General features: G+C 61.7%; 16 protein-coding genes. 13 read left to right on the top strand and 3 right to left on the bottom strand.

Translation table 11 applies throughout. The annotated features are described in order from the left end of the window. The first annotated feature begins 65 nt into the window (after positions 1–65). From flgF to NVV77_RS06175, 9 genes are all read left to right on the top strand, one after another. A complete protein-coding gene (gene flgF / locus NVV77_RS06215; RefSeq protein ID WP_295412250.1) occupies positions 66–803 on the top strand; it encodes a flagellar basal-body rod protein FlgF in 738 nt (245 codons plus the stop codon). Positions 804–818: 15 nt separating this feature from the next. Beyond that, a complete protein-coding gene (gene flgG, locus NVV77_RS06210) occupies positions 819–1,604 on the top strand; it encodes a flagellar basal-body rod protein FlgG (RefSeq protein WP_295411610.1) in 786 nt (261 codons plus the stop codon). Between the two features lie 12 nt (positions 1,605–1,616). After that, positions 1,617–2,564 (top strand): flagellar basal body P-ring formation chaperone FlgA, encoded by a 948-nt coding sequence (flgA, locus tag NVV77_RS06205; RefSeq protein ID WP_295411609.1) that lies wholly within the window; start codon positions 1,617–1,619, stop codon positions 2,562–2,564. A gap of 15 nt (positions 2,565–2,579) precedes the next feature. Then, positions 2,580–3,317 (top strand): flagellar basal body L-ring protein FlgH, encoded by a 738-nt coding sequence (flgH, locus tag NVV77_RS06200; RefSeq protein ID WP_295411608.1) that lies wholly within the window; start codon positions 2,580–2,582, stop codon positions 3,315–3,317. A gap of 210 nt (positions 3,318–3,527) precedes the next feature. Then, the gene (locus tag NVV77_RS06195) at positions 3,528–5,027 is read left to right on the top strand and encodes a carboxypeptidase M32 (RefSeq protein ID WP_295411607.1); all 1,500 of its coding nucleotides are present in this window, start codon (positions 3,528–3,530) and stop codon (positions 5,025–5,027) included. Positions 5,028–5,348: 321 nt separating this feature from the next. Further along, the gene (locus NVV77_RS06190) at positions 5,349–5,786 is read left to right on the top strand and encodes a curlin (protein WP_295411606.1); all 438 of its coding nucleotides are present in this window, start codon (positions 5,349–5,351) and stop codon (positions 5,784–5,786) included. A gap of 55 nt (positions 5,787–5,841) precedes the next feature. Next, the gene (gene csgH / locus NVV77_RS06185) at positions 5,842–6,219 is read left to right on the top strand and encodes a curli-like amyloid fiber formation chaperone CsgH (protein ID WP_295411605.1); all 378 of its coding nucleotides are present in this window, start codon (positions 5,842–5,844) and stop codon (positions 6,217–6,219) included. Between the two features lie 225 nt (positions 6,220–6,444). After that, entirely contained in the window at positions 6,445–6,852 is a 408-nt protein-coding gene (locus NVV77_RS06180) for a curlin (protein ID WP_295411604.1), read from the top strand. A gap of 147 nt (positions 6,853–6,999) precedes the next feature. Next, positions 7,000–7,419, top strand: a complete 420-nt coding sequence (locus tag NVV77_RS06175) for a YciI family protein (protein WP_295411603.1) — start codon at positions 7,000–7,002, stop codon at positions 7,417–7,419. 166 nt (positions 7,420–7,585) lie between these two features. On the opposite strand, the gene dksA is transcribed toward NVV77_RS06175, so the two are convergent. Together dksA and NVV77_RS06165 are read right to left on the bottom strand one after the other, a co-directional pair. Then, positions 7,586–8,002 (bottom strand): RNA polymerase-binding protein DksA, encoded by a 417-nt coding sequence (gene dksA, locus NVV77_RS06170; RefSeq protein ID WP_295411602.1) that lies wholly within the window; start codon positions 8,000–8,002, stop codon positions 7,586–7,588. A gap of 231 nt (positions 8,003–8,233) precedes the next feature. Then, positions 8,234–8,653, bottom strand: a complete 420-nt coding sequence (locus tag NVV77_RS06165) for a flagellar assembly protein FliX (RefSeq protein WP_295411601.1) — start codon at positions 8,651–8,653, stop codon at positions 8,234–8,236. A gap of 246 nt (positions 8,654–8,899) precedes the next feature. Here NVV77_RS06165 and NVV77_RS06160 point away from each other — a divergent pair, with 246 nt between their 5' ends. The 4 genes from NVV77_RS06160 to NVV77_RS06145 all read left to right on the top strand — a co-directional run bounded on the left by NVV77_RS06160 (position 8,900) and on the right by NVV77_RS06145 (position 11,395). Next, the gene (locus NVV77_RS06160) at positions 8,900–10,024 is read left to right on the top strand and encodes a flagellar basal body P-ring protein FlgI (protein WP_295411600.1); all 1,125 of its coding nucleotides are present in this window, start codon (positions 8,900–8,902) and stop codon (positions 10,022–10,024) included. Beyond that, a complete protein-coding gene (locus tag NVV77_RS06155) occupies positions 10,024–10,347 on the top strand; it encodes a rod-binding protein (protein WP_295411599.1) in 324 nt (107 codons plus the stop codon). Before NVV77_RS06160 ends, NVV77_RS06155 begins: the two co-directional genes overlap by 1 nt. Then, positions 10,347–10,817: a hypothetical protein gene (locus NVV77_RS06150; RefSeq protein ID WP_295411598.1), complete on the top strand. Its 471-nt coding sequence runs from the start codon at positions 10,347–10,349 to the stop codon at positions 10,815–10,817. Before NVV77_RS06155 ends, NVV77_RS06150 begins: the two co-directional genes overlap by 1 nt. 251 nt (positions 10,818–11,068) lie before the next feature. Continuing rightward, positions 11,069–11,395: a hypothetical protein gene (locus tag NVV77_RS06145; protein WP_295411597.1), complete on the top strand. Its 327-nt coding sequence runs from the start codon at positions 11,069–11,071 to the stop codon at positions 11,393–11,395. A 290-nt stretch (positions 11,396–11,685) separates the two neighbouring features. On the opposite strand, the gene NVV77_RS06140 is transcribed toward NVV77_RS06145, so the two are convergent. Then, positions 11,686–12,795, bottom strand: a complete 1,110-nt coding sequence (locus tag NVV77_RS06140) for a flagellin (protein WP_295411596.1) — start codon at positions 12,793–12,795, stop codon at positions 11,686–11,688. Between the last annotated feature and the right edge of the window lie 36 nt (positions 12,796–12,831).

Raw genomic sequence — 12,831 nt, 5'->3', positions numbered from 1 at the left:
AGGCGAGGCGGCAGGCTTGGGGAAGCAGGCCATCTCGGGGACTTAAGAAACCGGGGATCGAGATGATCGAGAACGCACAACTCATCAGCCTGTCGCGCCAGATGGCGCTGCAGCGCCACATGGACATGGTGGCGAACAATATCGCCAACGTTAACACCACAGGCTTCAAGGCCGAACAGCTTCTGTTCGAAGAATACAAGATGCCGGTTGCCGCCCATGGAGATTTTGCGGGCGACGATCGTACGCTCTCTTACGTTCAGGACTGGGCGACCGTGCAGGACTTTTCCGACGGCGCCATGGTCCAGACCGGTTCGCCCCTCGATGTCGCCATTGCCGGCGACGGCTTCTTTGCCGTTGAGACGGCCGGCGGCGAACGCTGGACCCGCTCCGGCGCTTTCCAGCTCAACAATGCCGGTACGCTGGTCGACCTCTCGGGCAACCCGGTGCTCGGCGACGGCGGCCAGATCCAGTTCGGTCCCGAAGAAACCGACATCACCATCGGCGCAGATGGTTCGATCTCGTCCAGCGCCGGCGCCAAGGGCCGGCTGCGCATCGTCGAATTCGAAGAGCAGCAGGCTCTCGTTCGCGAAGGCAATAACCTGATGTCCGGTGGCACGCCGATCGCTGCCACCAATTCGCGCGTGCTGCAGGGCTTTACCGAAAAGTCCAACGTCTCGGGCGTGGCGGAAATGTCGGAGATGATCCGCGTGACCCGCGCCTACGAATCCATCGCCTCGCTGGGCCAGAAGCAGGACGACATGCGTCGCGATGCCATCAAGCGCCTCGGCTCCGTTTCCGCCTGACATTGAGGACCCGCCATGAAAGCTCTTTACATCGCATCGACCGGCATGAGCGCGCAGGAACGCAATGTCGAAGTCATCTCCAACAATATCGCCAACATGCGCACGCCCGGCTTCAAGCGCCAGCGTGCCGAATTTGAAGACCTGCTCTACCAGCAGATTTCCCGCGCCGGGTCGCAGACTTCGGATCAGGGCACTCTAGTGCCGGCCGGCCTCGAAATCGGTTCGGGTGTGCGCACTGTCGCAACGCCCCGCGTGATGAGCCAGGGCAGCGTGAGCATGACCGAGCGCGAGCTCGACGTCGCGATCCGCGGCGAAGGCTTCTTCATGGTCGATCTACCCGATGGCCGGACCGCCTATACTCGCGACGGTTCGTTCGAGCGCAGCCAGGACGGCACGCTGGTCAATTCGAGCGGCTACCAGATCACGGGTGGTATCACCATTCCGGGCGACGCCACCGGCGTTTCGATCTCGCCCGATGGCACGGTTGAAGCCTTCGTCGGCACCGCCGGCGAGCCTGTCCAGCTTGGCCAGCTGCAGATGGCACGCTTCGTGAACAAGTCGGGCCTCGAATCGATGGGCGACAACCTGTTCCTCGAAACCGCAGCCAGCGGTCCTGCCCAGATTGGCGTGGCAAACACCGACGGCACCGGCAACCTGATGCAGAACTATCTCGAAATGGCCAACGTCAATTCGGTGACCGAAATCGCCGACCTGATCGCTGCTCAGCGCGCTTATGAGATGAACGCTCGCGTCATCTCCGGCGCCGACCAGATGATGCAGGCCACGAGCCAGCTCCGGTAATAGGAGGCAAAGGTGAGCCATTTTTCCAAACTGGCCCTGGTGAGCATGCTTTCGCTCACTGCCGCCACCACCGAGGCAGCGCCCGCGCTGCGCGGCGACGTCACGGTGACCACCCAGGTCGTCACTGTAGCCGACATGTTCGACGACGCCGGCCCGCTGGCCGAGACGGCTATCTTCAGCGCACCGGCACCGGGCACGACCGGCAAGGTGGATATCGCTGCCATCCGCTCCGCGGCCGCCCGCATCGGCATCACCAGCTTCGAGGCCAATGGCCTTTCGGCGGTGAATGTGACGCGTGCCGGCATGATCGTGGATGAGGCCCAGCTCAAGGACCTGGTGATGGCGGACCTTTCGGCCCGTGGTCTCGTCGGTCCCGGCGTCAACACCACGCTGCAGTTCTCGCGCTTCATTGACCCCATCCAGGTTTCGACCAGCGGCGTCGCCGTGCGGCTCGACAGCCTGCGCTACACCGCCGGCGGTCGCGACTTTTCCGCCCGCTTTGTCCTCGCCGACAACAAAACCGTGCTCGACCTGGGCGGCACGATCGACATGACCGTCGAGATGCCGCACCTGGCGGCAAACCTGGCGGCCGGCACGATCCTCCTGCCCGAACATCTGGTTATGCGCCCGGTGCCGGCAGGACAGGCCAATGCCTACGCCTTTGCGCCCATCGAGCAGCTTGTCGGCATGGCGCTCAACCGCCAGAGCCGCGAAGGCATGCTGCTGCGTCTGAGCGATGTCAGCGCGCCACTGGCCGTCACCAAGAATGATCTGGTGACCATCATCTATCGGCGCGGCCCCATGACCCTGACGGTCAAGGGCCAGGCCATCACCAGTGCCAGCAGCGGCTCCAGCCTGCAGGTGCTCAATCTCATGTCCAAGCGCGTGATCAGCGCGACGGCCGTAGCGCCGGGCACGGTCGAAGTGACCGGTGCGCCCGTGTCGCTTGCCGGCCTCTAATCGGGATCGATAGCAATGAAAACCCTCAAGATCGTCACCCTGCTTACCCTGACGGCAGCCCTCGGCGCCTGCAACACGATGGATCGCCTCGCCAATGTCGGGAACGCCCCGCCGCTGACGCAGATCCAGGACCCAACGGCCATGGCCGGCTACCAGCCGGTGCGCATGCCGATGCCCGAGCCGATCGCCGACACCTATCAGTCGAACTCGCTCTACCGCACTTCCGCCCGCGGTTTCTTCAAGGACGAGCGCGCCCATCGCGTCGGCGACATCCTGACCGTCAAGGTCCTGGTCGACGACAGCGCCAAGATCAGCAACACGACCAACCGTAACCGCTCTTCGACCAATTCGGCCGGCATGGGCGGCATTTTTGGGGCGGCCGTGGACAACCTTTCGGGCGGCACGATCGACCCGTCAGCGGCTATCGACCTGACCTCTGGTATCAACGATGCCGGCGCCGGCTCGGTGAATCGCTCGGAAGCGCTGGAAACCTCCATTGCTGCCGTGATCACCCAGGTGCTGCCGAACGGCAATCTGGTGATCGAAGGCCGCCAGGAAGTGCGCGTGAACTTTGAGGTTCGCGACCTGATCGTCTCGGGCATCGTGCGCCCGTCGGATATCCAGGCGAACAACACGATCGCCTCGACCAAGATCGCCGAAGCCCGCATTTCCTACGGCGGCCGCGGCCAGATCACCGATGTGCAGCAGCCGCGCTACGGCCAGCAGGTCCTCGACGCGATCCTGCCGTTCTAACAATCACAGAATTCGGCGGCGCGTCGTCCCCATTGCGCGCCGCTGTTCCCCCGGGCCGATCCAGAAGGGTCGCCCGGCCGATCGGCAGAAGCCATACGGCCTATATGAGGCGCAGCTCCCCGGCTGCGCCTCTGCCCTTTTTGGGGTCGGGCACATTGATCCCCCGCCGTCTCTATGGAAAACATCTCCCGACCTTTAGGAGACCAATCCATGTCCTTCCAGAAACTCGACGCCCTTGGCCGCAAACTTGAGGCGCTGGAGCACGCGCTGTCCATTCTCGGGGCCGACGAGGCGACCCATATGGCGGTGGGCGGTGGCGACAAGCGCGCCGAGGCCATGGCGAACCTGGCCGGCATGTATCATGCCCAGGCGACGGCGCCTGAGATCGGCGACTGGATTGCCAAGGCGAAAAGCGAAGATCTCGATGCCGACCAGAAGCTGGCAGTGGGCGAGTTCGAGCGCAGCTATATCAATGCGACCTGCCTGCCGACCGAGTTCGTCGAGCGGCGGACGTCGGCGACCATGCGCTCGGAGCAGCTCTGGCGCGATCTGCGCGCCAAGGGTGATTGGGACACGTTCCTGCCGGCGCTGGAAGGTGTCGTGGCGCTGGTGCGCGAAGAGGCGCAGTTGCGGGCCGATGTGCTCAAGCTCGAACCCTATGATGCCCTTATGGATCAATATGATCCGGGCAATCGCGTAACCGGAATTGATCCAATTTTTGCGGATTTGAAGAGCTTCCTGAAGGGCTTTGTTCCCGAAGCCCTGGCGGTGCAGGAAGAGCGATTGGCCAAGCGTCCGCGCAAGGCGCTCAACGGCCCCTACCCGATCGAAAAACAGCGCGAACTTGGCCTCGCGGCAATGCGGGCGGTGGGCTTTGATTTCACCCATGGATCGCTGGCTGTGTCGCATCACCCGTTCTGCGGCGGCGTGCCGACCGACGTGCGGATGACGACGCGCTATCGGACCGATGAATTCCTGTCCTCGCTGATGGGTGTGCTGCACGAGACGGGTCATGCGCTCTATGAGCAGGGCCTGCCCAAGGACTGGTCGCACTGGCCGCTGGGCAAGGCGCGCGGCATGGGCATGCATGAAAGCCAGAGCCTGTTCGTGGAAATGCAGCTCTCGCGCAGCCCCGAATTCTGGGAATACCTGCTGCCGCTGGTTGGCCAGCATCTCGGCGAAGATGCGATTCCCGGCTGGGAGATTGCCGATATTCTCAATGAAGTGAACCATGTCGAGCGCGGCTATATCCGCGTCGATGCCGACGAGGTCACTTATCCGCTGCACGTGATCCTGCGCTACGAGCTGGAGCAGGAACTGGTGGCGGGCAAGCTGGAAGCGAGCCAGATTCCGGAGGCTTGGGACGCCAAGATGACGGAATATCTCGGGATTTCGACCATCAACGATCCCAAGGATGGGCCGATGCAGGATGTGCACTGGCCGGGCGGCGCCTTTGGCTATTTCCCGAGCTATACGCTGGGCGCCATGATCGCGGCGCAGCAATGGGCGGCGATGGAAAAGGCCGTGCCGGATGCGCGGGCGCAGATGCGGCAGGGCGAGTTCGGGGCAATCAACCAGTGGCGGTCGGACAATATCTGGCAGGCCGCCTCGCGCTATTCGACGCCGGACCTGATCACCCGCGCGACGGGCGAGCCGCTGAATGCGGAGTTCTTCAAGGCGCATTTGAAGCGCCGGTATGGGCGGGTTTGAGGAGACTCAATCCTCGCCCCACCCACCGGCCCGGCACCTCCCCCTAGACGGGGGAGGATGGGAGGGGGTGCGGGAGCCACTGTCTCAGAGTGCGTGGACACCCCTCCCCAACCCTCCCCGTCAAGGGGAGGGTGCCGCATCGAGTTTGATGAAAGCCTCTTGCGAACAACCACTTACCTCAAACCCCGGAATCATTTCCGCATTTTTCTGCCGATGAACGAATTCTGAATCCCCGCTTCAGATGCCGTTCCGGATCACACGCCTAGAACAGTCTCCATCAACAAGCGGTCGGAGGGACCGCAGCAAACCAGGAGACTTCAAATGATCCGCAAGTTCATCATTACCGCCGTTGCTGCCACCGTTATCGCCGCTTCGGCTGCCCCCGCCGCCATGGCCGGTGGCATCTATGTCGACCAGACCGGTTTCGGGAATTCGGTCGGTGGCGGCCAGTCCGGCTGGAACAACACTTTTGCCGCTCAGCAGAACGGCTGGTGGAACAGCGCCGTGAGCCAGCAGTATGGCGGCAACAACGTCTCGGCCATCGGCCAGCAGGGCGTCAACAACTACGGCGACGTCTACCAGAACGGCTGGAACAATCAGGCCGGCGTGGGCCAGTTCGGCAGCAACCACAATGCAGTCGTCACCCAGGACGGCAATGGCAATGTCGCTGCCGGCGTGCAGGTCGGCAACAATTGCAACGCCAATGTCACCCAGCACGGCTCGGGCAATGTGACGGCCTTCGTGCAGGCCTGCCCGTAACCTCTGCGAAACGGGGCCGGCGCCGCCGGCCCCTTCCATTCATCAGGAGGACGACATGCTTCACCCACTCATTCAAACCACCTTTGCGGCCGTCGCTGTTATCACCGCCGTGGGTTTTGCCGCCAATGCCAATGCAGCAGGCGGCGATTTCGCCTGTGGCGTCATCAGCAAAACCCAGGGCGGGATGCTCGCCCTTGAGGGAACTCTGGTGAGCCCCACTGCCCTAACGGGCGAATACCGCTTCGCGCTCAAGAGCGCGGGCGGCGGTGGCTCCACCAATATCAGCCAGGGCGGACAGTTTTCCGCTGCACCCAATGCCGAGATTTCTCTCGGCCAGGTGATGATCAATGCCGGCTCCAATGTCAGCGTCGATTTCACCGTGACGGCCAATGGCAAGACCTTTGACTGCTCGCAAACCGCTACGCGGACGTGAGCAGGTTTCCAGTTCGTCGCACCCCGTGACGAAGCGGGTCAGGATGACCTTCCCTTGACCCAAGACCTGCCCCGGCTTCGGCCGGGGCTCTTTTTTTGCCGCTGAAGATTCCGTGAACGAAGTCTGAATGCGCCGCTCCGAATGGGTTCAGTCGAGGCTGGCTAACCTCGTTTCATGAGCTGGAAGACCAGCACCGGGAACGCACAAACACTTTGGAGAGACCAAATGACCGCCACCTTCACCAAGACCGTCGCCGCCGCCGTCACCGCTCTTCTCATTGGCATTTCGCCTGCCATGGCCGGTGGTCAAATCTCGATCGGCTTCGCCCCCACCGACCCCGACCAGGCCCAGGCGCTCGGTCTTGGCCTGCGCATGTTCTCCGTCGTTCAGGGCATGTCGGCCAATGGCGGCAATGCCTTCCAGAACGGTAATTTCAATTCGGCCGGCTTCAACCAGAACGGCTCCAACAATTCGGGCCTGATCGTCCAGGACGGCAACGGCCACAACGGCACGATCAGCCAGAACGGCAATAACAATACCTGCGGCCTGTTCCAGTTCGGCGAAGCGACCGACGCTCAGTGCATGCAGAACGGCAATGGCCAGAGCGGCATCACCACCGTGTTCGGCTTCTGAACTTCACTCGCACCATCTCATGCAGACGGGGCCGAAAGGCCCCGTTGTCATTTTTGCGTTTTCGTCTCTCAAATGTCGAAGCAGTCCGGCTAGGATCGTCGCCAAGACGAGCAGGCAATTGCGCACTGCCAACCGAGGAGACATCCGATGCGTGTCGTCGTTTTTGTGAAAGCCACTGTCGATAGCGAAGCCGAAGTCATGCCCGAGGCCCAGATGCTCGAGGAAATGGGCCGCTACAATGAGCAGCTGGTCGATGCCGGGATCATGCTCGGTGGCGATGGGCTGAAACCCAGCAAATATGGCAAGCGCGTCGTCTTCAGCGGCACCGGCCGTTCGGTGATCGACGGGCCCTTTGCCGAAACCAAGGAATTGGTTGCCGGCTACTGGATCTGGGAAGTGCGCGACATGGACGAGGCCGTCGAATGGGTCAAGCGTTGCCCCAATCCCATGTTGACCGACAGCGAGATCGAAATCCGTCCCGCCTTCGAGATGGCAGATTTTGCCGAGCAGATGTCGCCGGAGGCCGAGGCCATCCACGAGCGCAATCGCTCACGCCTCGAAAGCTGAGCCCATACCGCCGCAATTCGACCTGTCGCAGGCACCCGGTATTGAACGAGGGCAGTCTTCCGCGGCACGCGCGTGGAATCTAGAAAAGGCTTTCCGAAGAACGGCTAAGCGGCAAAAGCTGACGCAAAAAGAAAGCCCGCTCGAAAGCGGGCTTCAAATCTCTGTCTTACTCGTCGCGATAGACCTTTTCGCGCCGCTCGTGCAGCTCCTGCGCCTCGAGGCTGAGCGTGGCGGTCGGGCGGGCGTCGAGGCGGGCGACACCAATCGGGTCGCCGGTTTCTTCGCAGAAGCCGTAGGTACCGTCGTCGATCCGCTTCAGTGCCGAGTCGATCTTGCCGATCAACTTGCGCTGGCGATCGCGCGTCCTCAGCTCCAGTGCCCTGTCGCTTTCCGAGCTCGCCCGGTCGGCCATATCAGGATGGTTCTGGCTTTCTTCCTGAAGGTTTTCCAGAGTTCCGCGGCTTTCCCGCAGGATCTCGTCCTTCCAGGCCAGAAGCTTGTTTCGGAAGTACTCCCGCATCCGCGGGTTCATGAACGGCTCGTTTTCACTCGGCCGGTATTCAATCACTTCAACCGAAGACATCAGCAGACTCAACTCCAATGCACCCCACGGCGGCCTATATATGCCGCAGGTCAACCCCGAGCAAGCGAAGTTCTTAAAGAGCCTTAACTATGAAAAGCCCCTTTGCTTCAGGTGCATAGCGCGAGTCTGACAACATTTTGATGAAGCTTGGGCCCGCCTTTGTCCACAATTTGAACAGCAGCGCGATCTTTTCCGAAAATCAGCGTCCACTTTTCCGGATCATTCGATAGCTCAAAAGTCAGGGAATCGGCCCTGTTTGGCGAGCTCGACGCGGACCCGCAATTCGATATCATCGAGCACGGCGTCGAGCCCCGGCTCGGTGCGATCGCGATAGACACTGAGCTCTTCGATAAGGGCGTCCATACGCTCGGGCGTGATAATGCCGACCAGGAGATCGGCCTTGATGCCGTCGAGAATGTCGAGCAGGTTCGTGCCGCGTTTGACCGCCTTGCGCTTGCCGCCCATGGCATCGCCCACGGACTGAATGGCAAGGATGGCATCGAGCGGGGCCACCTGCGAAACCGGAGCCGCCCGCGCCACGCGGGCCGGAGCCGACACGTCGGCCATGGTGAAGGACTGGCCTGGCGCATATTTCCCGACGGAAGCGCGCGACGCTACACTGCTCATCCGATTGGCGGATTCTATACGCACTGACTGACTCGCCCCCGAGATTCCTGTTGCAGGCAAAATCTGCCCTACATGGTTAATGACGACTTAATGACCCCGGCAAGATTTGCACACTGGCGCATTTAGTCGATCACCCTGCCTTGCCGATCGAACACATTATCCTTTGATATAAGGCACTTACGAAGAAATTCGCGATTTGGCACGCTTCTCGCATTACCGAAAGCGACCGCGGCGCCATGGGGATGGTGCAGCTTCGTACCGGGGATAGACATGCCGAACAAATTCTTCCGCATAGGCCTTGCTGCAGCGCTCAGCGCAGCACTGTCTCTAGCGCCTCTGGCCCAGGTTGCCGCCGCTCCTGCCCGCATCAAGGACATCGTCGATGTCGAAGGCGTTCGCGAGAATCAGCTCGTGGGCTATGGCCTCGTCGTCGGTCTCAACGGTACGGGCGACAGCCTCAACAATTCGCCCTTCACCAAGCAGTCGCTCCAATCCATGCTCGAACGTCTCGGGGTCAACACTCAGGGCGAGAATGTGCGCACTGCCAATGTGGCGGCCGTGATGGTGACGGCGAGCCTGCCGCCCTTCGCCGCGCAGGGTTCGCGCATGGACGTTTCCATCGCTTCGCTCGGCAATGCCAAGAGCCTGCAGGGCGGCACGCTGCTCGTGACCCCGTTGCTCGGCGCCGACGGCGAAGTCTACGCCATCGCCCAGGGTCCGGTCGCCATCAACGGTTTTAGGGCGGAAGGCGACTCGGCGAGCATCGTTTCGGGCGTGCCGACCACAGGCCGCATTTCTTCGGGCGCGCTGATCGAACGCGAAATCGACTTCGAACTCGGCTCCCAGCACTCGCTGCGCCTGACGCTGCGCAATTCGGACCTGACCACGGCCCGCCGCATCGCAATGGCGATCAACGATTTCATCGGCGCCCCGACCGCCGTTCCGGAAGATCCGGCCACTGTGCGCCTGACGCTGCCGGTCAATTTCAACGGCAATATCGTCGACCTCCTCACCGATATCGAACAGCTCATCATCCAGACAGACCAGTCGGCCAAGATCGTCATCGACGAAAACAGCGGCATCATTGTCATGGGCAAGGATGTGCGCGTGTCGAGCGTGGCGGTGGCACAGTCGAACCTGACGGTCAGCATTGCCGAAAATCCGGAAGTGGTGCAGCCCCTGCCTTTCAGCCAAGGCGTGACCGCGGTCGAACCCAATACCGATCTCAGCGTGACCCAGACCGACACGGCGCTGCAGGTGATCAAGGAATCCGTGACGCTGCAGGAACTGGTCGACGGGCTCAATGCGCTGGGGATTTCGCCCCGCGATCTCATCGCCATCCTTCAGGCCATCAAGGCGACCGGCGCCCTCCAGGCCGAGATCGAGGTGCTGTGATGGAAACTGCAATCAACGGCGTAAAGCCCCAGACCAGCCTCGATAACCGTCAGCTCGACAAACTCAGGAAGCAGGCGGAAGACCTCGAAGGCGTCTTCCTCAATCTGCTCACCAAGGAAATGTTCGCCACGGCCAAATCGGAAAACGGGTTTGGCGGCGGCTTTGGTGAAGAGACCTGGCGATCCATGCAGGCCGAACAGCTCGCCAATACCATGGCGCAGAACGGCGGCCTCGGCATCGCCGACCAGATCCTGGGCGACATGATCGCCCTGCAAGAAGCCAACCAGAACAATAATATGCGTCCATCAGGAGTGTACCGTTAATGTCCGCAGCAGCCGATCGTATTGCGTTCCTCGACAGCCTGCCGGCCGAAGAGCTTTGTGCCCAGGCAGAATCCGCGCTTCAGGCACTCGTGACCATGATGAACGAGGAAACCACCCTGCTCCGCGCCGGCCGTTTTCGCGACGCCGCGGGCCTGACCGCCCAGAAAACCCAGCTGGCACAAGACTATGTGGTCTTTGCCCGCTCGGTGCAGCGCCAGACCGAGCGCCTCGTGGCCGAAGCACCGACCTCGCTCGACCGCCTGCACAAGAACCACGACGCCCTCGCCACCCAGATGGCCGAGAATCTCCGCGTCATCGCTACGGCGAAGAATCTTGCCGAAGACCTGATCGGCGACGTCGCCGACACGGTAGGCGCCAAGGACCACACGCGCACCTATGACCGCAGCGGCGAAGTGAAGATGCCGCGCGCAGCCTCGGCCCGCGGCATTGCGGTCAATCGCGCGCTCTAGTTTGGAAGAATCGCCGCGGCGCTCCGCCTGATCCAAAGTAAGGCGAGCACTCCAGAAGGGGCGCCAGAAACGCTACCGGCCACAGGGTCTCCGCAGAAGCGGAGGCCCTTTTTGCTTGGTCCGGCACACATGGTTACCCAATCCCTCCGAAATGCTGAGGTGTGTCTTAAAATCATCCCGTCGGGACAAAGGGAGAGATAGGAAAGGCTTCATAGCCTGGTGTCGGCCAATTGTGGCTCCAGGACAGGAACATGAGCGCCAGAATCGCGCCGAGGGCCGATACCATGGGTATCGCCTTCTCGCCGCATCTTCCCAGGTTCATCCGCCAAGACCGGCGGGACGACAAGAACGGCTCAAACAAGGGCCAACAGAACGAAGCCGAGCCGCAGGCACTGCCCGCCGGATTCGGCGGCGCGGCGGCAGAGGGCAGTCTGCCGCCCGAGACTATTTTTGAAGCAGCCCTTCTAGGCAATCAACAGGCGATCGACCCGCCGAGTCCCTATGAAGTGGCACGACGCCTGCGTAACGAATGGTCGCCCCCGACCTATGGCTTCAAGCTGACCGACAAGACAATCTGATACTGCAGAAAATGCATGAGCCCGGGCCGATCCAACGATCGGCCCGGGCTTTTTTGTTTGGTATGGGCCGCAGTATTCCCGCACCTGATTGTCACCCGGCGAAGGCCGGGGCCCAACCTGAGATCTCAAGATGGGTCCCGGCCTTCGCCGGGATGACAGCCGGTGAGAAGCCGGCCCTCCGAACAGGATGCGCACCGGTCGCGGGCGAAGCATTCGAACTCGCGCGCAGCCCAGAAACGAAAAAGGCCCGCCTGAGGAGGCGGGCCAAGTTCAGTGAAGATTGGGGTCTCTTACGAGAGAAGGCGAAGAGCGGTCGTTTCGGACGACTGCATGATCGAGAGAGCGGTCGTTGCCATCTGCTGGCGGGTCTGGAGAGCAACGAGGTTCGCAGCTTCCTGATCCATGTCAGCAGCGGTCAGGTTCGAGGCGCTGGACTTCAGGATATCCGACAGCGAGGAGTTGAAGTCCTTACGGGCATTGATGATCGACTGGTTCGAAGAGAACGAGGCGGCAGTTGCTTCCAGCGAGTCGGCGGCGCCGATCAGATCGGTGAGCGTCGCATTGATATCGGCATCCGATTGCCAGGTGTTGGTCGAGGCATCGATGTTCAAGGAGGAGGAGTTGACCGAAGTCCCCTTGATGGTGGTGGACGACGAACCATCTTCGTTCAGCGCCAACTGGATCTTGTCGCCGTCGAGCAGGTTGGTGCCGTTGATGCCGGCATCCTTGGCGATCCGGTCGATTTCCGAGCGGAGAGCTTCGAACTGCTTGGACAGGGCTTCACGGGTGGCGTTATTCGCCGGGGCCGTCGTACCTGCCGTCAGGCCCGGTGCAGTCAGACCCGTGCCGGTGCCGGCAATCGTGATGTCTTCGTTGTTGGAACCGGTCAGGGTCAGCTTGCCGTCGACCAAGGCTGCCGTCACGCCGACGTCGGCGTCAGCATTGATGCCATCGATCAGGCCCTGGACGGTACCGCCACCACCAGGAGCAGTGTAGGTGTAGGTGCCGCTGGTCGTGGTCAGCACGACCGTGTCGGCTGCGGTGATTGCGGTGGAACCGGTGACAGTGGCCGAGCCGGTGACCTTGGCATTGGCGGCCGAGGAGGTCAGCGCCTGGCTGGTGAGGCCGCGGGCTTCCTTGATCAGGCCCTGGATACCCTTGATACCTTCAGAGGCGGCCTTCATGGAGGACTGGGCGGCGTTAATATTGTCCATCAGAGCATCAATCGAAGCAGCGCGGGTGTCCATCGAGGAAGCAGTAAAGAACTTCGAGACATTGTCGAGCGGGCTGTTGACGGCCTTGCCGGTAACCAGACGGCTCTGAGTAGTGGCCATCTGTTCTGCGACGTTACGGAGAACGGTGAGACCGGTGCGGGCGTTGGACGAGAGGTTGATGCTCATTTGTTTGGACTTCCTGTTCCAGAGATTTTGTTTTCT

It is taken from the genome of Devosia sp., from assembly GCF_024707125.1.
Taxonomy (GTDB): domain Bacteria; phylum Pseudomonadota; class Alphaproteobacteria; order Rhizobiales; family Devosiaceae; genus Devosia.
This window is presented reverse-complemented; position numbering and strand designations above follow the sequence as displayed.